The organism is Priestia sp. YIM B13551 (assembly GCF_042787905.1).
Lineage (GTDB): Bacteria > Bacillota > Bacilli > Bacillales > Bacillaceae_H > Priestia.
This window is the reverse complement of record NZ_JBHZOX010000004.1, coordinates 256,598-282,906: the sequence shown is the minus strand read 5'-3', so window position 1 is coordinate 282,906 and position 26,309 is coordinate 256,598. Positions and strand designations below refer to the sequence as shown.

The 26,309-nt window shown below is 39.5% G+C and carries 24 protein-coding genes, 1 other RNA gene and 1 other annotated feature; of the genes, 4 read left to right on the top strand and 21 right to left on the bottom strand.

What is annotated here, in order from left to right:
• Window positions 1–106: 106 nt before the first annotated feature.
• The 4 genes from ssrS to ACFX4N_RS21090 form a co-directional block, all read right to left on the bottom strand.
• Window positions 107–288: non-coding RNA, 6S RNA (ssrS, locus tag ACFX4N_RS21105), on the bottom strand.
• A 118-nt stretch (window positions 289–406) separates the two neighbouring features.
• A complete protein-coding gene (gene aspS, locus ACFX4N_RS21100; protein ID WP_057274052.1) occupies window positions 407–2,185 on the bottom strand; it encodes an aspartate--tRNA ligase in 1,779 nt (592 codons plus the stop codon).
• 12 nt (window positions 2,186–2,197) lie between these two features.
• Window positions 2,198–3,466, bottom strand: coding sequence for a histidine--tRNA ligase (gene hisS, locus ACFX4N_RS21095; RefSeq protein WP_016765628.1), 1,269 nt, complete (start codon window positions 3,464–3,466; stop codon window positions 2,198–2,200).
• Window positions 3,467–3,534: 68 nt separating this feature from the next.
• Window positions 3,535–3,767: a binding site (T-box leader), on the bottom strand.
• An 87-nt stretch (window positions 3,768–3,854) separates the two neighbouring features.
• Window positions 3,855–4,031, bottom strand: coding sequence for a hypothetical protein (locus ACFX4N_RS21090; RefSeq protein WP_013059305.1), 177 nt, complete (start codon window positions 4,029–4,031; stop codon window positions 3,855–3,857).
• A gap of 148 nt (window positions 4,032–4,179) precedes the next feature.
• On the opposite strand from ACFX4N_RS21090, the gene ACFX4N_RS21085 reads away from it, so the two are divergent.
• Window positions 4,180–5,082, top strand: coding sequence for an N-acetylmuramoyl-L-alanine amidase family protein (locus ACFX4N_RS21085; RefSeq protein WP_057274053.1), 903 nt, complete (start codon window positions 4,180–4,182; stop codon window positions 5,080–5,082).
• On the opposite strand, the gene dtd is transcribed toward ACFX4N_RS21085, so the two are convergent.
• The 6 genes from dtd to ACFX4N_RS21055 all read right to left on the bottom strand — a co-directional run bounded on the left by dtd (window position 5,073) and on the right by ACFX4N_RS21055 (window position 13,613).
• Window positions 5,073–5,534 (bottom strand): D-aminoacyl-tRNA deacylase, encoded by a 462-nt coding sequence (gene dtd / locus ACFX4N_RS21080; protein ID WP_013059307.1) that lies wholly within the window; start codon window positions 5,532–5,534, stop codon window positions 5,073–5,075. The two genes, ACFX4N_RS21085 and dtd, sit on opposite strands and share 10 nt — an antisense overlap.
• 15 nt (window positions 5,535–5,549) lie before the next feature.
• Window positions 5,550–7,748 carry a RelA/SpoT family protein gene (locus tag ACFX4N_RS21075; RefSeq protein ID WP_013059308.1) on the bottom strand — a complete coding sequence of 733 codons (2,199 nt, stop codon included), beginning with the start codon at window positions 7,746–7,748 and terminating at the stop codon, window positions 5,550–5,552.
• 185 nt (window positions 7,749–7,933) lie between these two features.
• Window positions 7,934–8,446 (bottom strand): adenine phosphoribosyltransferase, encoded by a 513-nt coding sequence (locus ACFX4N_RS21070; protein WP_013059309.1) that lies wholly within the window; start codon window positions 8,444–8,446, stop codon window positions 7,934–7,936.
• Window positions 8,447–8,461: 15 nt separating this feature from the next.
• Window positions 8,462–10,804, bottom strand: coding sequence for a single-stranded-DNA-specific exonuclease RecJ (gene recJ, locus ACFX4N_RS21065; protein ID WP_377262363.1), 2,343 nt, complete (start codon window positions 10,802–10,804; stop codon window positions 8,462–8,464).
• Between the two features lie 140 nt (window positions 10,805–10,944).
• Complete coding sequence (secDF, locus tag ACFX4N_RS21060; RefSeq protein ID WP_028410582.1) at window positions 10,945–13,182, bottom strand: protein translocase subunit SecDF; 2,238 nt, start codon at window positions 13,180–13,182, stop codon at window positions 10,945–10,947.
• Between the two features lie 137 nt (window positions 13,183–13,319).
• Window positions 13,320–13,613: a post-transcriptional regulator gene (locus ACFX4N_RS21055; RefSeq protein WP_013059312.1), complete on the bottom strand. Its 294-nt coding sequence runs from the start codon at window positions 13,611–13,613 to the stop codon at window positions 13,320–13,322.
• A gap of 123 nt (window positions 13,614–13,736) precedes the next feature.
• Here ACFX4N_RS21055 and spoVB point away from each other — a divergent pair, with 123 nt between their 5' ends.
• Complete coding sequence (gene spoVB / locus ACFX4N_RS21050; RefSeq protein WP_025601348.1) at window positions 13,737–15,287, top strand: stage V sporulation protein B; 1,551 nt, start codon at window positions 13,737–13,739, stop codon at window positions 15,285–15,287.
• Between the two features lie 20 nt (window positions 15,288–15,307).
• Here spoVB and ACFX4N_RS21045 read toward each other — a convergent pair whose 3' ends face one another.
• Window positions 15,308–15,961: a DUF421 domain-containing protein gene (locus tag ACFX4N_RS21045; protein ID WP_407728225.1), complete on the bottom strand. Its 654-nt coding sequence runs from the start codon at window positions 15,959–15,961 to the stop codon at window positions 15,308–15,310.
• 146 nt (window positions 15,962–16,107) lie between these two features.
• Here ACFX4N_RS21045 and ACFX4N_RS21040 point away from each other — a divergent pair, with 146 nt between their 5' ends.
• Complete coding sequence (locus ACFX4N_RS21040; RefSeq protein ID WP_025601352.1) at window positions 16,108–16,491, top strand: TIGR04086 family membrane protein; 384 nt, start codon at window positions 16,108–16,110, stop codon at window positions 16,489–16,491.
• A 35-nt stretch (window positions 16,492–16,526) separates the two neighbouring features.
• Here ACFX4N_RS21040 and yajC read toward each other — a convergent pair whose 3' ends face one another.
• The 7 genes from yajC to ACFX4N_RS21005 form a co-directional block, all read right to left on the bottom strand.
• Entirely contained in the window at window positions 16,527–16,790 is a 264-nt protein-coding gene (gene yajC / locus ACFX4N_RS21035; RefSeq protein ID WP_013059316.1) for a preprotein translocase subunit YajC, read from the bottom strand.
• A 72-nt stretch (window positions 16,791–16,862) separates the two neighbouring features.
• A complete protein-coding gene (tgt, locus tag ACFX4N_RS21030; RefSeq protein ID WP_013059317.1) occupies window positions 16,863–18,002 on the bottom strand; it encodes a tRNA guanosine(34) transglycosylase Tgt in 1,140 nt (379 codons plus the stop codon).
• Window positions 18,003–18,025: 23 nt separating this feature from the next.
• Complete coding sequence (gene queA / locus ACFX4N_RS21025; protein WP_057274055.1) at window positions 18,026–19,054, bottom strand: tRNA preQ1(34) S-adenosylmethionine ribosyltransferase-isomerase QueA; 1,029 nt, start codon at window positions 19,052–19,054, stop codon at window positions 18,026–18,028.
• 23 nt (window positions 19,055–19,077) lie between these two features.
• A complete protein-coding gene (locus tag ACFX4N_RS21020; RefSeq protein ID WP_013059319.1) occupies window positions 19,078–19,278 on the bottom strand; it encodes a DUF2905 domain-containing protein in 201 nt (66 codons plus the stop codon).
• A complete protein-coding gene (gene ruvB, locus ACFX4N_RS21015) occupies window positions 19,275–20,276 on the bottom strand; it encodes a Holliday junction branch migration DNA helicase RuvB (protein ID WP_013059320.1) in 1,002 nt (333 codons plus the stop codon). Before ruvB ends, ACFX4N_RS21020 begins: the two co-directional genes overlap by 4 nt.
• Before the next feature lie 16 nt (window positions 20,277–20,292).
• Entirely contained in the window at window positions 20,293–20,904 is a 612-nt protein-coding gene (ruvA, locus tag ACFX4N_RS21010; RefSeq protein WP_013059321.1) for a Holliday junction branch migration protein RuvA, read from the bottom strand.
• Window positions 20,905–21,225: 321 nt separating this feature from the next.
• Complete coding sequence (locus ACFX4N_RS21005) at window positions 21,226–21,738, bottom strand: BofC C-terminal domain-containing protein (RefSeq protein ID WP_377262359.1); 513 nt, start codon at window positions 21,736–21,738, stop codon at window positions 21,226–21,228.
• Window positions 21,739–22,028: 290 nt separating this feature from the next.
• Here ACFX4N_RS21005 and ACFX4N_RS21000 point away from each other — a divergent pair, with 290 nt between their 5' ends.
• Window positions 22,029–23,108 (top strand): YsnF/AvaK domain-containing protein, encoded by a 1,080-nt coding sequence (locus ACFX4N_RS21000; protein WP_057274150.1) that lies wholly within the window; start codon window positions 22,029–22,031, stop codon window positions 23,106–23,108.
• Window positions 23,109–23,211: 103 nt separating this feature from the next.
• On the opposite strand, the gene ACFX4N_RS20995 is transcribed toward ACFX4N_RS21000, so the two are convergent.
• From ACFX4N_RS20995 to safA, 3 genes are all read right to left on the bottom strand, one after another.
• Window positions 23,212–23,871, bottom strand: coding sequence for a YhcN/YlaJ family sporulation lipoprotein (locus ACFX4N_RS20995; protein WP_013059324.1), 660 nt, complete (start codon window positions 23,869–23,871; stop codon window positions 23,212–23,214).
• A 94-nt stretch (window positions 23,872–23,965) separates the two neighbouring features.
• Entirely contained in the window at window positions 23,966–24,946 is a 981-nt protein-coding gene (locus ACFX4N_RS20990; protein ID WP_377262356.1) for a phosphotransferase, read from the bottom strand.
• Window positions 24,921–26,201: a SafA/ExsA family spore coat assembly protein gene (gene safA, locus ACFX4N_RS20985; protein ID WP_301264575.1), complete on the bottom strand. Its 1,281-nt coding sequence runs from the start codon at window positions 26,199–26,201 to the stop codon at window positions 24,921–24,923. The genes ACFX4N_RS20990 and safA overlap by 26 nt, the downstream gene beginning before the upstream one ends.
• Window positions 26,202–26,309: the final 108 nt, after the last annotated feature.

Genomic DNA, 26,309 nt, shown 5'->3' with positions numbered 1-26,309 from the left:
GAAATTGACTATACCATATTTTTAGCAAAACGAACATGAGCATTCGTTATTTATCCATAAAAAAAACTCTATGCAAATAATTACATAGAGGATTTCTTATATGTATGCTAGTCCCGATCGTGCCGTCTCGAGTGCCTTCGTTTTGAACCCGCTCTCGGCAGGTGGGTGCTCTGCTTTAACCATTGTAAGTCCTCGAGATGAGGCATGTACGCTCGTTAAAAACTCCGAGCTCCCAAGCAAAAAATTGTTCGGTCAAAACTGGATTAAGGACGAACACATCAGGACTATTTAGTTCTTGAAAGTATCTTATCACAGAAAAAATCACTTTGCAATTAATAAGTAAAACAAAAAAATCGAGCCTGTCACGTTCCAGTGACAGGCTCGATTTAACGGACGGTTCAATCGATTACGCTTCTGTTTTTTGCTTTTTTACCTGCAAATGCAGCTCGTCTAATTGCGCTTCACTTACTTCACCAGGTGCGTTTGTTAATAGACAGCTTGCACTTGCTGTTTTAGGGAAGGCAATTGTATCACGCAAGTTTGTGCGTCCTGCTAGAAGCATAACCAAACGGTCAAGACCTAACGCAATTCCGCCGTGAGGAGGAGTACCGTATTCAAATGCTTCAAGTAAGAAACCGAACTGCTCATATGCTTCTTCTAATGTAAATCCAAGCGTTTTAAACATTTTTTCTTGAATATCACGCTCGTAAATACGTAAAGATCCTCCGCCAAGTTCGTAACCATTCAATACTAAGTCATATGCTTGTGCACGGACTTGTCCAGGATCGCTTTCTAACATTGGTAAATCTTCACGAACTGGCATCGTGAATGGATGATGAGCCGCGTAGTAACGGTTGTCTTCTTCGTCATGCTCAAGAAGAGGCCAATCTGTTACCCATAGGAAGTTAAATTTCGTTTCATCAATAATTCCTTGTTCTTTTGCAAGCTTTAGACGGAGAGCGCCAAGTGCATCTGCTACAACTGACTTTTTATCAGCTACAAATAAAAGTAAATCTCCTTCTTCCGTTTGAAGAGCTTCAGCAAATTGCTTTTGCTCATCTTCATTGAAGAATTTTGCAATCGGTCCTTTTAAGCCGTCAGCTTCAACTTTCAGCCATGCTAACCCTTTAGCACCGTAAATTTTCACGAACTCTGTTAGAGCATCGATATCTTTACGTGAATAGCTAGAAGCGGCACCTTTTACGTTAATTGCTTTTACTTCTCCGCCGTTTTCAACTGCTGCGCTAAATACTTTGAACCCGCAGTCTTTCACAAGCTCTGATAAGTTGACTAGCTCCATTTCAAAACGTGTATCCGGCTTATCTGAACCGTAGCGACTCATCGCTTCATCATATGACATGCGCGGGAAAGGCGTCGTTACATCTAAATCTTTTACACGCTTCATTACTTTAGACATCATTTCTTCCGTCATTGTCATGATGTCCTCTTGAGATAAAAATGATGTTTCAATATCGATTTGAGTAAATTCAGGCTGACGATCTGCACGCAAGTCTTCATCGCGGAAGCAGCGAGCAATTTGATAATAACGCTCAACTCCGCTTACCATTAGCAGCTGCTTAAAGATTTGCGGTGATTGAGGAAGAGCATAAAACTCCCCTTCGTGCACGCGGCTTGGCACAAGATAATCACGCGCGCCTTCTGGCGTACTTTTCGTTAGAATAGGTGTTTCAACATCTAAAAAGTCATTTTGATCTAAGAAGTCACGAATTGTTTTTGTAATGTCATTGCGCATTTTAAGCGTGTTAAACATCTCAGAACGTCGAAGGTCTAAATAACGATATTTTAATCGAACATCTTCTGATACTTCCGTTTGATCCGCAATAGCAAAAGGAGGTGTTTTGGCTTTGTTTAATACCGTAATCTGCTCAGCGTGAACTTCAATTTTACCTGTTTTTAAGTTCGGGTTAACGGTTCCCTCTTCACGAGCCACAACAGTTCCTTGCACTTCCAGTACGAATTCATTACGTACATCTTCAGCAATTTTTAGCGCTTCAGCAGATTTTTCAGGATTAAATACAACCTGTACAACTCCGCCGCGGTCGCGTAAATCAATAAAGATTAATCCCCCTAAATCACGGCGTTTTTGAACCCATCCTTTTAATAGAATTGTTTCGCCAGTTGCTTGTTCTGTTACATCTCCACAGTAGTATGAACGTTTTGTCATCATGGTTCCCCCTTATACTTGTTTTTGCAAATAGCTGACCAATTGATCAATTGATACTTCTTGCTGTTCGCCAGATTCCATATTCTTTACGTTTACAACTTGTTTTGCTAGCTCATCTTCACCTAGAACAACAACAAATTTTGCTTGTACACGATCAGCTGCTTTGAACTGAGCTTTCATTTTTTTATCTTGATAATCTTTATCAGCTACAAAGCCTGCGCGTCGAAGCGTATTTACAATTGAAACGGATTTTTCTTTTGCTTCATCGCCCATGGTTACTACATAGCAATCTACGCCTGTTTCTACCGGAAGCTCAATTCCTTCTGCTTCCAATGCAGATAATAAGCGTTCGATACTTAAAGCGAATCCGATACCCGGTGTTTCAGGTCCGCCGATTTCTTGAATCAGCCCATTATAACGGCCTCCGCCACAAAGAGTTGTAATGGCGCCAAATCCTTCTGCTTCACTCATTAGTTCAAATGCTGTGTGATTATAATAATCTAACCCGCGTACTAGCGTCGGATCTACAACATAGTCAATGTCTAAATCGGTTAAGTACTGCTGTACTTTTTCAAAATATTCTTTTGAATAGTCGTTTAAATAATCAAGAATAGACGGCGCTGTAGCCATCAGCTCATGGTCACGATCTTTTTTACAGTCTAAAATACGAAGAGGATTTTTCTCCAATCTGCTTTGGCAGTCGCTGCAAAACTCTCCAATGCGAGGTGCAAAGTGGTCAATAAGCGCTTGACGGTGAGCTTGACGACTTTCTGTATCTCCTAAACTGTTAACAACCAACTTTAATTTTTTCAATCCAAGCGATTGGTAAAAGCTCATTAACAGGGCAAGAACTTCAGCATCAATAGCTGGATCATTTACCCCTAATGCTTCTACGCCAAACTGAACGAATTGACGGAAACGTCCCGCTTGAGGTCGTTCATAGCGAAACATAGGACCAATATAAAACAGCTTTGTTGGCTGCGTTGGATTTCCAAACATCTTATTTGAAACAAATGATCGTCCAACTGCAGCTGTTCCTTCTGGACGAAGCGTTAAGCTGCGGTCACCTCGATCTTTAAATGTGTACATTTCTTTTTGCACGATATCTGTTGTTTCTCCCACTCCGCGCAAAAATAATTCAGTGTGTTCAAACATTGGTGTACGAATTTCTTGGTAGTTGAACGCACGGCAGATTTCTCTTGCTCGCTGTTCAACAAACTGCCAATATTCTACTTTGCCCGGTAAAATATCTTGTGTGCCTCTAGGTATTTGAACTGACATAACGTGATATGCCTCCTATTTTTAAAATTTACAATACAAAAAAACTCTCGCCTCTACTATTTTTCCATAGTAGGGACGAGAGTTAATCTCACGTGGTACCACCCTAATTGAAACATATGACATGTTTCCACTCATTTCGTTAACGCACGAACACGTTCATCTCCTACTAAGTTTCCCTTTTCAGAGTGAAGCCTCCTGAGTGTTCTTTCATAAAGTCATCATGTAGAAATGCTTTCAGCCTAAGACATTTCCTCTCTAGCCATGTGTCATCTTTACTACTTTTCTCGATCTTTGGCTTATCAATATAAAAATGTTATACATTCATTTTAATTTAGCAATTGCTTTCTATATTACGAATGAAATGAGCAGTTGTCAAGCACCTTTCATGTTAAGAGCGGTCTAATTGTTTTCTTAGTTTCTGAATATCTCGAAGCGTTAAACCAAATTCAGAAGCCAATTCAAGGGATGAAGCTTCACTTTCTCTGTCAATAAAATCATGAAAATGAATGCCAAATACCGGATTTACCTGCTGAAATGATTGTTCACCTTTTTCACTAAACTTCATCGTTTCTTCCTCCCTGCCTACACTTACTTATCCTTTTATTAGCATTGCCCAAAAAAGATGTTTTTACATAAGAGAAAGGATTTTTTTTATTTTCATCGAATACTCTATTTTGTTATAAAAAGGAGGTCTATCTATTCGCCATCTAAACATGAAGTCTGTATCTGTTTTGGCTGCAAGTATCCTTTTATTACTGTGCTCTTCCTCATTTGAGCGCCCAAATGTACCGGTCCATCAACCCATTATTGTAACAGCTGACTCTCTTCATGTACGGAGCGGTCCAGGACGTTCATTTTCAATTACAAATAAATTGACGAAGAATACAAGACTATCCGTTTCAGACCGTCAAGGAGATTGGTATTATGTAGAAAGCTCGGATATTCAAGGATGGGTGTTTAAAAAATTCACGAAAACCGTAGCGCTTCACAGCGTTCAGCCTAGCATGCAGGTAGCGCAGCGTGAGCCTGTTTATACGCTGAGTAAAAGCTTGCGGCACCTAAAGGGCAAAACAATTATTATTGATGCAGGCCATGGAGGAAAAGACAAAGGAGCCATCGGCACACAGGGCACATATGAAAAAGACCTCACTCTCCGAACAGCACTTATTTTACAAAACAAACTTCAAAAAGAAGGCGCACACGTCATTTTAACCCGCACCCATGATGAGTACCTTCTACTTTCACAGCGCACGCTGCAATCGACTAAAGCAGATGCTTTTATAAGCATTCACTACAACAGTACGAACAGCTCACAGCTAACTGGCCTTATGACGTATTATTACCATCAGCATCAGGACAGTCCACTCACACATTCTATTCATCAGTCCCTTATTAATCATGCAAAATTGAAAGACAAAGGAGAACGTTTTGGAAACTATTATGTTCTTCGCGAAAATACACGTCCGAGTACATTAATTGAACTGGGCTTTTTAAGCAACGAACGGGAAGAAACGTATATTAATTCCATCAGTTATCAGCAAATGATTACGTCCGCTATCGCTGAAGGATTAAATCACTACTTTCAAAGCAAAGAAAAAACGCAGACTCATCTGTGAGCCTGCGTTTTTTCTTTGCTTTCTACAATAAGCGTGACCGGTCCGTCATTTGTAAATGATACGTCCATCATTTCACCAAATGCGCCGGTTTCTACTCGAACATTTTTTTCTGATAATACTTTATTAAAATAGTTGTAAAGCGTTACAGCATGATCTGGCCTAGCAGCTCCCATAAAGTTTGGTCTTCTGCCTTTTCGGCAATCTCCGTACAGCGTAAATTGAGATACCGATAAAATTTCTCCTTCTACATCTAGAAGCGACAAATTCATTTTGCCAGACTCATCATCAAACACTCGCAAATTCACAATTTTATCCGCTACATACTCTGCATCAGCTTCAGTATCGTCATGGGTAATGCCCACTAAAAGCATATATCCGTGCTTAATCTCACCGACCGTCTCACCTGCAACAGTTACTTTTGCATTCTTTGCTCTTTGTACGACTACTCTCATCTATAACGACCTTTCTTAATGCATAATTCGGCGAACTGAATAAATGTCTCGAAGCTGCTTAATGCGCTCAACCACTTTATGAAGGTGACTGATGTTATGAATAGAAATTGACATATGAATCGTAGCCATTTTGTTTCGGTCCGATTTTCCTGAAACGGCTGAAATATTCGTTTTAGTCTCGTTTACAACCTGCAGAACTTCATTTAGTAAGCCTCTGCGGTCGTATCCGGAAATTTCAATTTCCACGTTAAACTCTTTGCCTTCTTTAATATGTGTTTCCCACTCTACAGGAATAAGGCGGCTTTCAGCATCATCTGTGTGAACGTTTAAACAATCTGCTCTATGAACAGATACTCCTCGCCCCTTTGTAATAAAACCAACAATCTCATCTCCAGGAACTGGATTACAGCATTTAGACAAGCGAATCAGCATGTTCTCTACACCCGGTACGATAACCCCGGAATCTTTTCGTTTATGCTGGCGAACACGCTTAGCCGCAGTATCGCGTGCAATATCATCAATTTGGATCTCTTGTTCTTGATCGCGCTGCTTTCTCCACTTCTCGGTTAAACGATTAGCTACTTGAGCCGCAGTTAATCCGTTATACCCAATAGCTGCATACATATCATCTTCGTTTGAGAAATTAAACTTCTCCGCTACTCGTTTGATATTATCAGCTGTTAATACTTCTTTTAAGTCAAACTCCATTTGACGAATTTCTTTTTCAACCAGCTCTTTGCCTTTTTCAATATTTTCATCGCGGCTTTGCTTTTTAAAGAATTGGCGAATTTTATTTTTGGCTTGAGACGTTTGAGCAAGCTTTAACCAGTCCTTGCTTGGACCATACGAATGCTTAGACGTCAAAATTTCGATAATGTCCCCCGTTTTCAAACGGTAATCAAGCGTAACCATCTTGCCGTTGACTTTTGCTCCAATGGTTTTATTTCCGATTTCAGAATGAATACGATAGGAAAAATCAATTGGAACAGAACCCGAAGGAAGCTCAATGACGTCGCCTTTTGGCGTAAAAATGTAAACCATGTCAGAAAACAAATCAACTTTTAGAGATTCCATAAACTCTTCTGCATCGTTTGCGTCATTTTGAAATTCTAAAATTTCTCTAAACCACGTCAACTTTTCTTCAAATGAAGCATGCTCAGCTGTTTTTCCCTCTTTGTAAGCCCAGTGAGCAGCAATTCCATACTCAGCAATTTGGTGCATGTCAAACGTTCGAATTTGAACTTCTAACGGATCACCTTTTGGTCCGATAACCGTCGTATGAAGAGACTGGTACATATTTTGTTTTGGCATTGCAATATAATCTTTGAAACGTCCTGGCATTGGCTTCCAGCACGTGTGAATAATTCCTAACACCGCATAGCAGTCTTTAATGCTATTTACAATAATGCGCACAGCTAGTAAATCGTAAATTTCATTAAACTGCTTGTTTTGCAGTGCCATTTTACGATAGATGGAATAAATATGTTTTGGACGTCCTGAAATTTCAACTTTAATCGACACTTCATCTACTTGCTCTCGAACTTCATCAATAACTTCAGCCAAATACTGCTCGCGTTCCGCACGCTTTTTCTTCATCAAATTTACAATGCGATAATATTGCTGAGGATTTAAGTAACGTAAAGCTGTATCTTCAAGCTCCCACTTAATTTTTGAAATACCAAGACGATGAGCAAGAGGAGCAAAAATTTCAAGCGTTTCATTTGAAATGCGTCGCTGTTTTTCCTGCGGTAAATGCTTTAGCGTACGCATGTTATGAAGACGATCCGCAAGTTTGATCAGTATGACTCGAATATCTTGAGCCATTGCTACAAACATCTTGCGGTGATTTTCAGCCTGCTGCTCTTCTTTAGACTTATATTTAATTTTTCCCAGTTTCGTTACGCCGTCTACTAACATTGCTACTTCTTCATTAAAAGCTTTTTCTAAATCTTTTAGTGTTATCTCTGTATCTTCAACCACATCATGTAGAAATCCAGCTGCAATTGTTGCTGGATCCATATCTAGATCAACTAAAATTCCTGCGACTTGAATCGGGTGGATAATATATGGTTCACCCGACTTGCGATATTGTTCTTTGTGAGCTTCTTTTGCAAAATCATATGCTTTTTGTACAAAAGCCACGTCTTCTTCATTTAAATATCGCTTCGTATTGTCAATGACCTGTTCCGCTGTTAGGACTTGCTCATTTGCCATGAAATCACCTTTTATCAACTAGCATTTTTAATTCATATTGTAACTATTATCTTGAAAAAATCCAAGGATGTAAAGCCTTTGCGTTTAATTTATCAAATTTACATCATTTCCATTTTACGTATTAACGTTTTTTAACGAAAAAAGAGCACCTGTATCAGGTACTCTTTTTTATGTGATCATTCTTCTTAATACGTCATTAATGTGAATACATCGTAACCGTCTAGTTTGTCCCGGCCGTCAAGGTAAGAAAGTTCAATTAAGAACGCAGCTCCAACAACAATTCCACCTAATTCTTCGACAAGCTTAATTGTCGCTTCAATTGTACCGCCTGTTGCTAATAAATCATCTGTAATCAACACGCGCTGACCTGGCTTAATTGCATCTTTGTGAATCGTTAATACGTCTTTACCGTATTCTAAACCGTAATCTACTTTGATTACTTCACGCGGTAATTTTCCTTCTTTACGAACAGGTGCAAAACCGATACCTAACGCATATGCTACTGGACAACCAACGATAAATCCGCGAGCTTCTGGCCCTACAATAATATCAACTTGTTTATCATTCGCATATTTTACAATCTCATCCGTTGCGGCACGGTATGCATCACCATTGTCCATTAATGTTGAGATATCTTTAAATGTAATACCTGGTTTTGGCCAGTCAGGTACAATTGTAATATAATCTTTAAAATTCATTCTAATGTTGCCTCCTCATTCAATCGAACGCTTAAAAATATCTTGAAATTGATTCTTAAGCTGTACATATGACGTATAAATAAAGTTTTTTTCTATTTCAATCTGCTGCTGCTTTTGGCGATAAGTCGCAGATTCTATTAAATCACGTTTCGCAGAATTTTTCACTAACGAAATTAAGCCATTGTTTATTGTAACAAATTCTAACTCAAAAAACACCTTTGCCATAAAATCAATCGTTTCTTTTGACCAGCCCTTATGAATCGCTAAATCTTCTTTGTAGCGTTTTAAATCAAATGGACCCTTTTTCGCTAAAAAGCCGTAAAACCATTTAAAATGATCGCGAGTTGGGATTGTATCAAAATAATGGTCTTCTTCCGTTAAGAAAATAGCGTATATTCTAGAAGGGATACCTTGGACAAACAAACATTCAAGCCATTTCTGCGAAGGCGGCAAATCTAATAAAACGATCTGTTCCCCTGCAATCATACATGCTTTTGCCTGTTCTTCACCTTGAATAAGAACAACATGCTCCATCGGCAGCAGCGACTTGTATTTATCAATTGTTGAAGCGTGAAAAGCAACAACTTTCATTTGATCCGTAAATACCTGCTGAAAGAAACGTTTGACATCAACTGCACTGCGATAATCAAACATCTGCCATTCATCTACAGAAATATCTTCCACCATCAGCTGCGGCTTGCACATATTATTCCACTCATTAATAGATAGTTCACCTACTAATGATACTTTAGCTATAGGAGATACTTCATCTAATATATAGCCTAACCCAAATCCTACTGCATCAACCGATACACCGCTGTCTTCAAATACGAGTTTTAAATGATTTTTATTAGCACCAATTTTCCGCATAGATGTTGTATGAACATCTTTAATGAGAACTTTTGGCTTCGGGTTATGCATACCAAATGGAGCAAGCGCACTCATTTGTTCAATGTTTTCCAGCGTAATTTCCTCTGTTGTGCATACTGTATCAACTGATGTAATTGGAATAAAATCCTGTTCGGTTAACACGTTGCTTGCTTGTTCATTAAGACGTCTGCGCAGCTCTTCTACATCATCGCTGTTTAATGTCATGCCGGCTGCCATTGGATGCCCTCCAAAATGCGGCAAAATGTCACGGCACTTAGATAAGTTCGCGAATAAGTCAAAACCTTCGATACTTCTTGCTGAACCTTTGGCAATACGGTTTTCAGAGTCAATACTTAGTACAATTGTTGGTCTATAGAATTTTTCTACGAGCCTAGAAGCGACAATTCCAACAACGCCTGCATTCCATCCTTCTCCCTCTACAATAAGAACGCTGTTTTCATCCGGAGGATACATACTCTCAACAAATTCAACGGCTTCCTCTGTAATATCGTTTACGATTTGCTGCCTTTCCTTGTTTAACGCATCAATTTCTTTAGCTAAGCCTTTTGCCTCTTCAGCATTTGTCGTCATAAGCAAATGAACAGCTGGATCGGCATCTTGAAGACGTCCTACTGCATTAATGCGAGGAGCCATCGCAAATCCAATTGTATCCTCATTAATTTCTTCACGTTTTACTCCACATACGCTCAGCAGCGCTTCAATTCCGGTGCGCTTAGTGAGCTTGAGATAGTCAAGACCTTTGCGAGCAATTAAGCGGTTTTCGTCGACTAAAGGAACTAAGTCAGCAATCGTCCCAATTACTGCTAGTTCTAACAAATGTTCCGGAAGCTCCCCTAACAGCGCATGAGCGAGTTTAAAAGCGACTCCTACACCTGCCAGTTCTTTAAATGGATATGTACTTCCCGGCAGCTTTGGATGAATAATTGCATAAGCATCCGGTAAAACCGGCCCCGGCTCGTGGTGATCAGTAATAATTAAATCAAAGTTTAATTCACGTGCATACGCAGTTTCTTCGACTGCCGAAATACCTGTGTCTACCGTAATCACCAGCTGATAGCCGCCTGCGCTTATTTTATCAAATGCCGCCTTATTCGGCCCATAACCTTCTGTAAAGCGATTAGGAATATAAAAATCAACATCAGCGCCAAGCTGCTGTAAAGCAGATAACATAACAGAAGTGCTGCTGACGCCGTCAGCATCGTAATCTCCATAAATCATAATTTTTTCATTATGATCAATTGCTTGCTGAATACGAGCCACTGCTTTGTCCATATCATGCAATAAAAACGGATCGTGGAACGTTTGTGCATCAACGTGTAAAAACTCACGTGCCGCTTCTACTGTTGTCATGCCTCTATTAAGTAATAACGAAGCTACTAGAGGTGTAATATTGAGGTTTTCTACAAATTCATTAACAAGTTGTTCATCACATTCTTGAACATTCCAACGTTTTTTTGACTGTAACATGTCTCTTCACCCCTTAACCCACATTATTATACTAGAGTGGATGAAATGGAGCAACGAAAGAAAATAAGCACATTTTTCTGACAGTACGGGTTGAATTTTCACGCACAAAAAAACGTGCGAACACTTCGCACGTTTTTGAATTACTTGCTTTCTACTTCTTTTTGTTCCTCACGCTTCAACTGTTTTCCTTTCCACACAAGCCATAGCTGAGCAGCAATAAACACAGATGAATATGCACCAAGGATTAAGCCTACTAACAGGGCAATTGAGAAGTTTTGAATCGATTCACTTCCGAATAGAAGAAGTGCTACAACTGCAATTACAACTGTTAACACGGTGTTCATTGAACGAGTAAATGTTTCACGCAAACTTAGATTTACGATAAACGCCAAATCGTCAAACGTTTTGGATTTAAATTTCTGCATATTTTCACGAATGCGGTCAAACGTAACGATCGTATCGTTAATTGAGTAACCAACAATCGTCAAGACAGCAGCGATAAACGTTAAATCAACTTCTAATCTCGTTAAGCTGAAGACCGTAACGATAAAGAACGCATCATGCAACAGAGCAAGCACGGCTGCAAGCGCCATGTAAAACTCAAATCGAATCGTTACATAAATGATAATTCCAATTGAAGCAATTAAAATCGCAAGCATCGCATTTTTCGCCAGTTCTTTTCCAACTGTCGGCGAAACGGTGCTTACATTTGGTTCAGAACCGTATTTATCTTTAAAGTGATCTTTTAAATTGGCAATTTCTTTTTTATTCAAGACCCCAACTACACGTACGACACCCGTATCATTACTTTTCCCTGTAATAACTACGTCATCCGTTTCGATATCGAGAGACTTCATTTCACGCTGTATCTCAGCCTGCGTAACGGTATGATTTGCCGGAATCTCTATGCGAGTTCCGCTCGTAAAGTCAATACCGAGGTTCAGCCTGAACACGGCAACCGAGATAATACCGATAATCACAAGCACGCTTGAGAACGTGAAGAACGCTTTACGGTATTTAACAAAGTCAATTTTATCCCAACGCGTAGGTAAAACGGTTGTGCCGTCATCTTTGCTTAAATCGTGAATTTGCTCTTTCTTCACGCCAAAGTAGCCTGGTTTTTTATCAAACCAGCGGCTGTTTACTAAAAGACTCATTAGTAAACGAGTACCATAAACAGCAGTTACAAAGCTTAGCACAATCCCGATCATTAACGTTGTAGCAAATCCTTTTACTGAGCTTGTACCATAAAAGAACAGTACAAGAGCCGCTAACATCGTTGTAATATTGGCATCAAAAATGGTCGCAAGTGAACGACGATTTCCTGCCCGGTAAGCGGATATAACAGATCTTCCTGTTTTCAGTTCATCTTTAATCCGCTCGTAGGTAATAATATTTGCATCTACTGCCATACCTACACCGAGAATAAGAGCCGCAATACCTGGAAGCGTCATAACCACATGCATCCAGTCAAATACCACTAAGTTTAAGTAGATATAGAAACTGAGTGTAATAATGGCAATAAGCCCCGGTAAACGGTAGAAAAACAGCATGTAAAGGAAGATAATTCCGATGCCGATAATACCCGCTAATATAGTCGTATGAAGAGCTTCTTCTCCAAACTGTGCTCCAACGGATGTAGAGTATAGCTCATCTAATTTAACCGGCAGCGACCCGGCATTTAGCAATTCCGCCAGCTGCGTTGCACTTTTCACTGTGAAGTTGCCACCTGAAATCTCAACATCTGGCTGTGTTAACACGCTGCTAACAGAGGCTGCAGATAGATACTTCGGATTTTGTTTTGTCGCTTCTTTTTGGTACGAGTCTTTTCCTTCTTCATAATCCAGCCAAATGACAATTAAATTGTTAGGTGCTGGTTTTTGAGAAAGCTCTCGCGTGATCTTTTCAAATTTTTTCGCATTTTTTAACTTTAGTGAGACGCTAGGCTGATTGCTTTGGTCAAACGATTGCTTTGCTCCGCCTTGCGCTAAGTCTGTACCATCCATCAGCACCTTATCGTTCACGTCACGGAACGTTAAGTTTGCTTGAGTTGATAACAGATCCCTGGCTTGCTTTTGATTCGTGACACCAGCTAGCTGAACGCGGATGCGGTCGTTTCCTTCAATTTGAATGCTGGGCTCACTAACTCCCAGTACATCGACACGTTGACGGAGCGCTTCAACCGTGCTGTTAAGTGCCTTTTTGTCAATGACATCGCCTTTTTTAGCTGGACTGACTTTATATAAAATTTCAAATCCACCTTGAAGGTCGAGGCCAAGTTTAATATCTTTTGTAATTCCAGTCATCGTTGTTCCGATTGTACTAAACACAAGCAGTACTAAGAGGAAAAAGGCAACGATACGTCCTCTTTTAACCATCGACAGAAAATCCTCCTTCTTATGTAAAAAACATGAAATGATAACAATAGATAAATGACCAATCTAATTATCATTCATAACCTAATGTCTGTCAAATAAAGACCTTATCAAATTTTAATACATGTATTTTACAAGCTCTACTTTAATAATTCTTTCCAGTCTTCTCCATTATTAACACTTGAGAACATATCAGATTTATAAGATTCAATTGTTACATAACTCATCACCTGCGTGATCTTAACAGATAAAATATCATTTACAACTTGATGGAGAGATAGCTCCCTTTCTTTTTTCCATTTTTTCATTTCTAAATAACTCAATAAATCGTTCTCCGTTACTTCTTCATATCCAAGCATATGAAATTCTTCCATTTTGCTGGATAAGACAGGCTGTATAAGTTCTTTCGAAGCTGAAATAAATGGATGTGTCATATCGATCCTCCTTTCCGTTTGACATTTTGCGTAAAATTTCTTTCTCGTATGAGGAATACTTGTCATGCTTGGACACCGAGGGCGCATATATTCACTGTATAAACCTCAAGAAAGAGTGAGTATATGTCTAAATTTTTACAGGGAACTATTATTTTAATAATTGCTGGCTTAATTACACGTGTACTCGGGTTTGTCAATCGAATTGTGGTGGCTCGAATGATTGGAGACGAAGGTGTGGGACTTTATATGATGGCGGTTCCCACGCTGGTATTAGTAATCACCTTAACACAGCTTGGGCTACCGGTTGCCATATCCAAGTTAGTGGCAGAAGCAGAAGCTTTAGGTGACAGGCATAAAATAAAAAAAATACTTGTCGTCTCTTTAAGTATTACGTGTACGCTGAGCATTTTATTTACGCTCGGACTAATATTATTCGCTCCCGTTGTAGCAAAAACCTTCTTTACAGATTCACGTACGATCTATCCGCTGCTTGCGATTATTCCAGTTATTCCAATCATCGCCGTCTCGTCTGTCATCCGCGGATATTTTCAAGGAAAGCAGCAAATGAAGCCTGCCGCTTATTCTCAAATTATCGAACAAGTGGTGCGCATTACGTTAATTGCCGTATGTACAAAAGCATTTTTGCCTTATGGAATTGAGTACGCTGCGGCTGGCGCTATGCTATCTTCTGTATTTGGAGAACTAGCTTCACTGTTTTATATGGTGTTTATGTTCAAGCGAAAGAAGAAAATAACGGTAAGACGAAAATTTTTTGCTTCTTTACATGCAGGCAAAGATACGTTCTTTGACTTAATGCGAATCGCTCTTCCCACGACAGGAAGCCGCATGATTGGGTCAATTTCTTGGTTTTTAGAACCGATTGTAGTAGCTCAAAGTTTAGCAATTGCAGGAGTAGCGACAGCTGTAGCAACGAAGCAGTACGGGGAATTAACAGGCTTTGCACTCCCTCTCCTGATGTTGCCTTCTTTTGTAACGGTGTCTCTATCCACTTCTTTGGTTCCCGCAATCAGTGAATCTCTTGCACAGAATCAAATGAAACAAATCGAATATCGGCTTCATCAAGCTCTCCGCTTGTCGTTTGTAACAGGCGGACTGGCCGTTGTTGTTCTTTATGTATTTGCTAATCCGGTAATGGAATTGATGTATGGTTCTGACAAAGCTGCTATTTTTGTCAAAGTAATGGCGCCTTTTTTTATCTTTTATTACTTTCAAGGGCCGCTTCAAGCTGTTCTGCAAGCGCTAGACCTTGCAAAAGCCGCCATGATTAACAGTTTTATAGGAGCAGCGGTCAAAACATCTCTTATCTTCTTACTCGCAACTCAGCCCAATCTAGGCATTATGGGAGCTGGTCTTGCAATCGTTGTTGGAATGATGCTTGTCACTCTTTTACACCTGTCTACGGTTATGAAAAAAATCACGTATAAGCTTCATGTGTTTGAGTACCTTCGCAGTTTTGCTGTAATGGGCATATCAGGTTTTACCGGACACTTCGCTTATATGAATCTTTTCACTTCCATCCCTTTGAGCTTACGAACCGTTTTATCAATTGCACTTACAAGCGTTGTATACGTACTGTTTTTGCTGCTTTTTAGACTGATAACAAAAGAAGAATTAAACCGTTTTTCTGTTTTACGCTATTTTAAACGAAAATAAAACGCGGAGCAATCCGCGTTTTATTGTTTCACATCTACCAAATCTATAAAAAATTTTCCGTTGTCGTAGCTGCAATATGAAATCTTATCTAAGTTTGAATACCCTAGCTTTGCCAGCTCTGTCTTTAACCATTCCGTCGTTTGATGTTCATGCAGCAGATGCTCTTCTTGAATAATGCCGTCAATGATAAAAGGCAAATTCAAATTGCCTTTTTCACCTGATTGCTGATCTTTTTCAAACACGGATAGCCTTCCTGAAGATTCTAAAATAGCAAATTCAACATCAGCTACATTTTTTATATTTTTATCTCGCAGCTGCACGAGCAAGTCATTGAAGTTATATCGCTGCCTTTTCATTTCATGTTCGTTTATTTTTCCATTCTCAATGATAATACTAGGTTTGCCATCAATAAAATTTCGCATTCGATTGCTTTTAAGAGACCATATAGCTAAGCCGATTTGAATAATAAGAAGCGTTAACATCGGAAGAATTGAATACAGCAAAGGATCTTTCGGGTTTTCAATAGCCATTACTGCCATTTCAGCAATCATAATAAAGACAACTAAATCCAAAATGCTCAGCTCTCCTATTTCCCTTTTACCCATGACGCGAAAAATAATTAAAACTACTACGTATAAAAGCACGGTTCGCGCAACCATGATCAATAGTTCCACTGCAAAGACCTCCTTTATGTATTCCCTTGTAGTTTGTACCATTTATTTTAAAATAGCCTTACTTTTATGCGTCTATTTTGAAGTCATCCCGAATATGCTCGTACTAAGGGTTCACCTATCTTTTTATTTCATGAGGGGGAAACAAGTTGGGTGCAAAACGAATGAGTAACGCTGTATTTGCGGGAGTAGCAACAATCTTAGTGATGGCTTTAGCGATTAGCATTATCTTTTCGCTTATTTTAAAATTCACATCGGTTGAAGAACAGTCGGTCCGTTTATTTTTACTTATTCTCTCATTTATTACACTGTTTATCGGAGGATTTATTGCGGGAGGACGAAACGGTTCAAAGGGACTTCTTGTTGGAGGAGCCACTGGTGTTTCTTATTCTTTTTTAATGTTTTTACTACAATTCCTCGGCTATAGTCACCTGTTTTCTGCACAGCAGCTGTTATTTCACGCCGGATTTATTGGAGTCGCTATTCTCGGGGGAATTGTTGGCGTAAACATTGCCGGTTCACGAGAAGCATAAAAAAACGTCACGTACATGTACGTGACGTTTTTTTATTAATCTACGCTTCTTACTTCACGAATAGCATTGCGATCAAACGTTAATTTTGAACCGTCAGTGCTGCGAACCACAACTTGTGACTCATCAATTGCGTCTACCAAACCGTGCATACCGCCAATTGTAACAACCTTATCACCTTTTTTAAGTGCTGATTGCATTTGCTGTACGTTTTTTTGACGTTTTTGCTGTGGACGGATTAACAAGAAATAGAAAATGACAAACATTAAAAGTAATGGCCAAATATTTTGTAAAACACCCATGAAAACTCCTCCTTTTATTTATATTATCAACAGGTACTCATTCATAAATTTGATGAAAATTCCTGTAGTGACCTAGAAATTCTTTGCGTCCGGGCCGTTAAACCCATATTTTTCAAAGAACTCATCGCGGAAATCGCCAAGTCGGTCTTCGCGAATGGCTTCACGGACTTGCTCCATTAAGTTTAGCAGAAAATATAAGTTATGGTAAGATGTTAAACGAATTCCAAACGTTTCATTACAACGAATTAAGTGGCGAATATACGCTCTTGAATAATTTTGACATGTATAGCAGTCACAGTTTGGATCAATCGGACCGAAGTCTTCTGCATATTTTGCATTTTTAACAACAAGACGACCTTCGCTTGTCATAAGCGTTCCGTTACGTGCAATACGCGTTGGTAATACGCAATCAAACATATCGATCCCGCGAATCGCTCCATCAATTAACGAGTCAGGTGATCCTACTCCCATTAAATAACGTGGTTTGTCGGTTGGTAAGTATGGCGTCGTAAACTCAAGCACACGATTCATTACATCTTTTGGTTCTCCAACTGACAGGCCTCCCACAGCATAACCTGGGAAGTCCATTGAAACTAAATCAGCTGCACTTTGACGGCGTAAATCTTCAAACTCTCCGCCTTGAACAATCCCAAAAAGACCTTGGTCTTGAGGGCGGCTGTGAGCCTCAAGGCATCGCTCTGCCCAGCGGCTTGTGCGTTCAACTGAACGTTTTAAGTAGTCATATTCTGCTGGATAAGGTGGACATTCATCAAATGCCATCATAATATCAGACCCAAGCGCATTTTGAATGTCCATCGCTTTTTCTGGAGATAAGAAAAGCTTGTCTCCATTCAAATGGTTGCGGAAATGAACTCCTTCTTCTTCAATACGGCGCAAATCACTTAAGCTAAAAACTTGGAAGCCGCCTGAATCCGTTAAGATGGGACGATCCCAGTTCATAAATTTATGAAGGCCTCCCGCTTTTTTAACAATTTCATGACCCGGACGAAGCCATAAATGATACGTATTACTTAAAATAATGCCTGCTCCCATTGCTTTTAAATCTTCCGGAGACATTGTTTTTACTGTAGCTAATGTGCCTACTGGCATAAAAATAGGCGTTTCAAATGAGCCGTGAGGCGTATGGACAATCCCTAAACGCGCTCCTGTTTGTTTACAAGTTTTTATATGTTCGTAACGAATTGCTGTCATTGATGTATTCCTTTCATGTTAAATTACAAAATTAGCATCGCGTCGCCGAAGCTGAAAAAGCGATACTTCTCTGCTACAGCTTGTTCATAGGCAGAAATGACGTTTTCCCTTCCTGCTAAGGCACTTACAAGCATAATGAGCGTAGATTTTGGAAGGTGGAAATTTGTAATCATTCCATCAATTGCTTTAAATTCATACCCTGGGAAGATAAAAATATTGGTCCAGCCTGAAGAAGCAACAAATTTGCCTTTATGCTCAGTTGCAATCGTTTCAAGGGTACGGGTAGAAGTTGTGCCTACTGAAATAATGCGACCGCCTTTTTCGCGTACGCTGTTTAGTAAAGCAGCGGTTCCTTCACTCACTTGATAAAACTCTGAGTGCATATCGTGCTCTTCTAAGTCGTCAACGCTGACTGGACGGAATGTACCCAATCCGACATGAAGCGTTAAAAATGCAATATGCACACCTTTTTCTTTTAACTGTTCAAGCATCTCTTCTGTAAAGTGAAGACCTGCTGTTGGCGCTGCTGCAGAACCTTGTTCGCGTGCAAAAACCGTTTGGTAGCGCTCTTGATCATCCAAGCGTTCTTTAATATAAGGCGGCAGCGGCATTTCTCCCAGTTGTTCCAACACCTCATAAAAGATGCCTTCATAGTTAAATTCTAACAAACGTCCGCCTTGGTCGCTCGTTTCTTTACATACAGCTGTCAGACGTCCGTCACCAAACGAAATAACCGTGCCTTCTTTTACTCGCTTAGCCGGTTTTACAAGCGTCTCCCACGTATCGCCTTGTGTTTGTTTTAAAAGCAATACTTCAATATTAGCACCTGTATCTTCTTTTGTCCCAAATAATCGTGCAGGAAGAACACGCGTGTCGTTTAACACTAAACAATCTCCTTCTTGCACATAATCAAGAAGGTCATGAAACATATGATGCTTCACACTTCCTGTTTCCTTGTTTAATACCATGAGTCTTGACGCATCTCGCTGCTCAAGCGGCGTTTGGGCAATCAATTCTTCTGGTAAATGAAAATCAAATAAATCTACTTTCAAAATGTTCACCTGTTTCTACTTAATTATTTAAATTTGCCAATTACATAAAAAATAAGTGATAACACAACGCTTACTAGAATACATGTCACAATCGGGAAATAAAAGGTTGTATTTCCTTTTTTGATAAAAATATCGCCAGGAAGCTTGCCAACAAACTGCCATAATAGCCCAATGACGACTAAAATGCCCCCTAATGTGATAAGCATCTTAGGCATATCATTCACTGATCAGGCACCTCCAGCTGAAAATGATCATAAACCAAAGGCGTCACAATTCGTCCTCGCGGCGTTCGCTGCAAAAAGCCGATTTGCAATAGATACGGCTCGTATACGTCTTCAATTGTGTGAGACTCTTCACCAATAGTAGCCGATATGGTGTCTAACCCTACAGGTCCGCCCCTAAATTTTTCGATAATCCCTCTTAATAATTTATGGTCAATATGATCAAGACCTAAACGGTCCACCTGCAACATTTCTAATGCTTCGTTGGCAAGCCTTTCGGTTATGGCTCCGTCTCCTTTGACCTGAGCAAAATCTCTGACTCTTCGAAGCAAGCGATTCGCAATACGCGGGGTTCCCCTAGCACGCCTAGCCATCTCAAACGTAGCTTTCTCATCAATCTCTACATCTAAAATAGCGGCTGTCCTTTCTACTATCGAAGCAAGATCTTCTTCTTGGTAATATTCTAAACGGCTTAAAACGCCGAAGCGATCACGCAAAGGAGAAGATAAAAGCCCTGCTCTTGTCGTTGCACCTACTAGCGTAAACGGAGGCAAATCCAGACGGACGGAACGTGCACTCGGTCCTTTTCCAATAACAATATCTAAACAGAAATCTTCCATTGCTGGGTATAGTACTTCTTCAACCGAACGATTTAATCGATGAATTTCATCAATAAAAAGCACATCTCCAGGCTCTAAGCTAGTTAAAACTGCGGCTAAGTCTCCTGGACGCTCAATAGCTGGTCCTGAGGTCGTTCGGATTTGTACGCCCATTTCATTAGCGATAATAGTAGCAAGAGTTGTTTTCCCCAATCCTGGAGGACCATATAAAAGCACGTGATCTAACGTTTCGCTTCGCATTTTGGCAGCTTTAATAAAAATGTCAAGATGGGATTTTACTTTATGCTGACCAATGTACTGCTGTAAGGTTTGCGGCCGCAAACTTTGCTCGATGATTTCTTCTTCACCAAGAACATCTCCCGTTACAATACGATCGTCCATTTTACTCCTCCCTTACTTATTGTTTCAATAATCGTTTTAACGCTTCTTTAATATACTGATCCGTTGTCATCGTTTCCTTCATTAAAGCCGGAACAATTTTTTTGATTTCTCTTTCTGCATAACCTAATACTTTCAGTGCTTCAATCGCTTCATCGAGTGCTTCTGAACTTTGAGATTTGACTTCTTGTGCGTCCAAATCTGCAAATAAAGAAGGAACGGCATCTGGTACAATATCATGCAGTTTTCCTTTTAAATCTAGAATCATCTGTCGAGCTGTTTTTTTACCTACTCCTGGAAACTTAACTAAAAACTTCTCGTCTTCCTCTTCCACAGCTTGGACAACCTGCGCTGGATTACCTGACGCTAAAATAGCTAAACCGCCTTTTGGGCCGATTCCTGACACGCTAATTAACTTCATAAATAAATCCTTTTGTTCTCGGGAAGCAAACCCGTAAAGTGCAATTACGTCTTCTCTTACATATTGATAGGTGTAAACCGTCTTGGGTTGTTCATCAATTGAAAATACATATGGATTCGGCGTAAAGACTTGATAGCCTATCCCGTTGTTTTCGATTACTACATACTCAGGATTTATATATGTAACGGTGCCTTTGATATAATCAAACAATAAGCTCTCTCCTTAATCACGTACGCGCGGGCAGTGATCTTCAACTTTGCCTACGAAGAATCCTGCCCGCATCGTTCTCTATTTTCCTTTAAAGCTGCTTTTTAAAAAGACGTTCAAGAGAACGTTTGCCTCTTTTCATCTTTGTCAACCTATTTTTACAATAGCTGTAAAAAATAGAACCGCCCACTTCTATTGATGAATGACCTTTTAAAATATATACAATACTAGACTGCTGAATACCATTTTAACATATCGCCAAAAGCAAATAGAAGCAATTTAGAATGTTGAATTCAATAATTATTTTACCATACTAAAAAACGGCTACTTGATTGAAAGCGGCCGCTGCTGGAGCTGATAGATTTTATAGAAATTAATGTGAGAAAGATATTCATCTTTTGATTGAACGCGAATACCTTTCTTTAATTGTTCATGCTGATAACTCTCAAGCCTTTTGATGTCAATTTGAAAAAACGACTGTATAATGTGCTGCGACGAAGCTGGTTTGCCTTCAAATGCTGAGAGAATACCGTTAACAGAAAGCCCTACATAACCGTTTTCTTTTAAAATAGGTGAAATATCGTCTATGCTTGTTCTAAAAACTAGCTCTTGATCCGTTTCTTTAAGCAGTCGCCAATTTTTATATTTTTTCATTAATTGTTTTTTCGTCATAGAAGGGCTTTTGATCATCTCTTGACTTACGACTCCATCCACATACACGCGCTCAAGAAATAATGTCATCGGCTCCTTTTCATTCGCATCTGCACGGTATGGCATTATACAAAGCACAATACTTACTAGCATTAAAAAAGCTGCTTGATGAATGACTTTCTTCACTCACCTTCACCTCACACGTTAATCATACTCTTTTTAGTATTATCTAAAAAGGTTTTGTGAAAATCTACACTAATAGTTTGACCTACTTATTTTCTTTTATCCTCTTATTTTATGAAGCAAATCCCTTTTACGATATTATGTTAAGAAAACATGGAGTATTTGTTACATTTGCACACTATTTGTAAAATTTTCTCTTGAACGTTTTAATTAAATTTTTGAAGGGTATGTACATAGTGGAAGTAATTGTAAGGACTTCTATTATCTATTTTCATAAAAAGGGAGCTGAAGTAATGAGAATGAATAAACGTGTAGTCGGAACTTTTTTTTCAGAGAAAGAAGCTTTAGATGTTATCCATAATTTAAAGCGTCAAGGTTATCGAGAAACAGACATTATGGTCATTTCTAACAGTAAAAGCAATACATTTCAAATAGGTCACGATACAAATGTAATTATTGAAGCTGGTTCACCTGCCGTAAGTTCATTAGCTGGCGTCATGATGGATAACTTTTTTACCATGATGACAGGCGGCATGGGGCTCAAACAAGGAAACGGCTTGAAATCAAAATTAATCCGCATGGGCATACCAGACTTCTCAGCCGTGCAGTGCGAGACAGATGTAGCTGCTGGTAAAATTCTAATCTTGATAGATGCCGTAAGCTCTGAACAAACTCCAGCGTACGGAACCTATACGGAACACAACGAGCATAGAGCCGTCCAACTACGTGAAGAAAAATTAGATGTCTTAAAAGAACGCGTCCAAGTCGGTGAAGTAAAACTCCACAAAAAAGTAATAGAGGAAGAAAGAACTGTACACGTTCCTGTTATGAGAGAAGAGTTTTATATTGAACGTCGCCCTGTAGTTGACGGAGACTATAACGCTGGGCCACTTACAGAAGATGAGATTATTCGTGTTCCAATCATGGAAGAACGAGTAGAAATAACCAAAAGACCAGTTATTGTTGAAGAAGTAATTATAGGAAAAAAACTTATTCAAGAAACAAAAGAATGGACTGAAACGATTAAGAAAGAAGAAGCAAGCGTAGAACCTGATGGACTCGCGAGCCCTGAAGTATACGAAAATATGATGAACTATACAGACCATACTTACGCTCAAGTTTCTGCAGCTCTAGCAAGCGACGTGGAAGCTGAATACGAAAATAGTCAGACAACTAACAACGAGAAGCCAAACACACAAGCTAATGAGACAAGCTCTTCTGCAAAAAATGTAAAAAATACAAAGAGTGTCGCTACGACACCAGCAGATACGAAAAAAAGAGAAGGTCGCCTCAAACAAAATGAAACTAACGCTCAAAAGGAAGAAGCGGAATCCAAAACAACAAACAAATCTGCTTCTAACAAGAAAAATTAATAGTTACATGTTCGAGGAATAGCTGCCTGGCTTCAATGGCAGCTTTTTTATATGTCTTCTCATCAAAAAAACAGCCGTCCTTCACAGACAGCTGCTTCTTCATTTAACGATGTTTATGATTGACATTCTCATCGACTGATTCAAATAGACCATTGAAATTAGTTTGAATCGTATTTCGGTCTTTTCCATTTCGAATATCGTCATCAAGAGAGCGAGCGTTCATAAATACATCATGATCTACTTTTACTTGAACATTGTAGTCCTTTGCAATAGGCTTTACTTTATCGAGCACGTTTTGTTTTAAACGGCCGTTATTTATGTCTTTGGCCGGATCCACAGCAACTAATAGCTGATCTCCACGGACAACGGCGCGACTATTTTCTACACCTTTAACGCTTGCAGCCCGATCAGCCACTTTTTCTGTAAAGTCTCTTGGATAATCTTCACCATAATACATATTAGCAACACCATTTGTACGATCATTTGTATTATTGATGTTTCCATAAGGGTTTGTCGGATTGTCAAAACGTCCATCACTTACGTTTAACGGATAATTAGGTGTTCCATTCCCATCTAAAACTTCAGTCATTGGACCTTTCGGATTATCTACGCGATGTTCATTCGCTTTTTCATTTGTATGATACCCAACAGGCTGTGTCGTATCTGTATAGCGCTGTTCCATACCTTGGTCTTTGTTATTGCAAGCGCCAAGTCCCATCATACATGCAAAAGCTAAAGAAGTTGCTACATACCTATTCAACATAATCGCCCCCTAATTTAAGCTCTATTTACTCTGAGCTTACTATTAGGATTAAAAGACGAGCCGTTTCTTATTCGATGAAGTGTTTATAAACTCTTTACATGTCATGTAGGTTTTGTAAGTGCTGGTAAATCACTCGATAAAAATGTGTACGCTGTGACCATTCTTCGACTGATTGCTGCATTAACCTTTGGCGATTTGCCCATGATAAAGCAGAGACATTTACATTCCAGTTTCTCATCAGCATCGATGGAAATAGTAAAGAAGCAAGAAAAAAACGCTGCTTGCTTAATTCTTTTATTTTCGAGTGTTGAAGTAGTTCTTTCATCGACCACTGGACGTAAGGCAAAAAGCGCTGGACAAGCTGAACATAGTCATAAAGAGCAGGAGCTTTAGCCGATAAGTCAAAATCAATCATAACAATACCCAAGTGGTTTGTTTTCAAGAAATTATGTGAAGCAACGTCACCGTGAATAATGGAACAGTTCAACCCACTATCTTTGAAACGTTCCATTAAGACTAAAGCTTTTTCTCCCCAAGTCACAATGTCTTTATATACATGAAATTGATTAAATTCCCTAAATATATGTGAGGTTTCTCGAAAAGAGGAAAGCCGCTTTTTCCATTTTAAAATAAGATCATACTCAGAAAGCTTTGTATACGCGGCTATTTTCTTTTTATGAACTTCTCCATGATAGCGGATCAATGCTTGTAATACTTCTTCGCGATCCTGAAAACTTTCATACGTTACCTCTTTTACTTGCTTAACAAAAGGCATCATCGCCCAATACAAATGACGGTCCTTTATATAAAGTTCCTCTTCTGGGTAAGCTTCGAAATTAACAGCGTACCCTTGTTGAATCTGAGATAAAAAATGATAAACATGTTCAATTTTACCTTTGTCTCTGTATGCTTTTATTACTTTTTTTCCTTTATTCGTATCCGCTATGATGACATGAGGCTTTTTCATACGGTAGGTCTCAACGTGAATATCTCTTTTTTTCAAATAGAGAAAGAGACGATTTAAATTAAAATCGTCTCGTCTATAATAATCAATCTTCATCTTCGTCGTACTCATCATATTCTGGAATACTAAATGCATTTGGGTCAAACGCAGGATACGAAGGTACACCAATCATGCCATATGGGGCTGGATAGGGTGCCCTTGGGTCCTGAAAGCCATAAGGTACCTGCTGTTGGTACTGTAGATAAGGCTGCTGTGGTGCATAGTCGTCAGGTCTTGGTTCACCGCATCCGCAGTCTCCTTGCTGCTGTGGCGCATATTGCTGCCCATAATGGTAAGGTGCGTTTCCAAAACCATCGGAAGAACTTTCATAATGGCCACCTGTCATAGCTCCTTGTACTTGTGGATACATCGGTGCTTGATGATAGGCCGGATAAACGGGCTGCTGATATCCCCATGGAGGCGGACAAGGAGAACATTGTACCGGTCCATAGCAGCTGTGTGGCATCATTGGATACATTGGCATCGGTGCCATGTGAGCGCCCATTGCATGTTCTTCAAACGATTCGTTTTCATAACCGTGATGATACATTGGAGCCTGCTGATACATTGGCATTGGATATGGCTGCGGTGCATACATTGGCGGATGACACGGCATATAATTAAATCCGTAGCCTGGCATCACAGGCGATATCGGCATGATTGGGTAACATGGCATTTGAGGAGGCATTTCTATACTCTCCATCTCAGGACTTTCTGGCGATTCATGCTTGGGTAGTTCTTTTGGTGCTTCTTTTTTTGGAGCCTGCATCGCCATATTAACGGTGTAATAATTGTTAATATCAATCTCAGGTGCAATTGGCTTTAATTTAGGAAGCTTTGGCGCAACTGGCATTTCTTTTTTAGGCTGCGCAATTGGTGCTTCTTTTTTAGGCTGTGCGACCGGTGCTTCTTTTTTTGGCTGCGCAATCGGCGCTTCCTTTTTCGGTTGAGCAATCGGTGCTTCTTTCTTTGGCTGCGCAATTGGTGCTTCTTTTATCGGTTGCATAAACGGTGTTTGAGCAGGCTGATTAGCTGACTTTTTCTCATCTGGACTTTCATCAATTTCCGTTACTGGATAAGCTTTTGTGGATTGGTCACTATAAGGATGTTGAACTTTAGGCATTTCTTTTATACCAGGTGAAGGAGTTCCTTCTTTTTGAACAGGCACTCCGCTTGTCGGAACTTTAATTTTCATTCCAGGCATGATCATGTCTGGATTGCTTAATTGAGAATTCGCTTTTTTTAACTCTTCAAAATTAACCCCATACTTTTCAGCGATTTTCCAAAGGGTATCCCCTTTTTGAACGATATGGATTTTCAACGTCATTCCCCTCCCGAGTAGAGTCTCTGCCATCTATATGTGCAAAATCAAAGTAAGTTCTGTTTGTTCATCACAAGATATGCCTTGAACCATTTTTTTATTCATTTCGCCCAC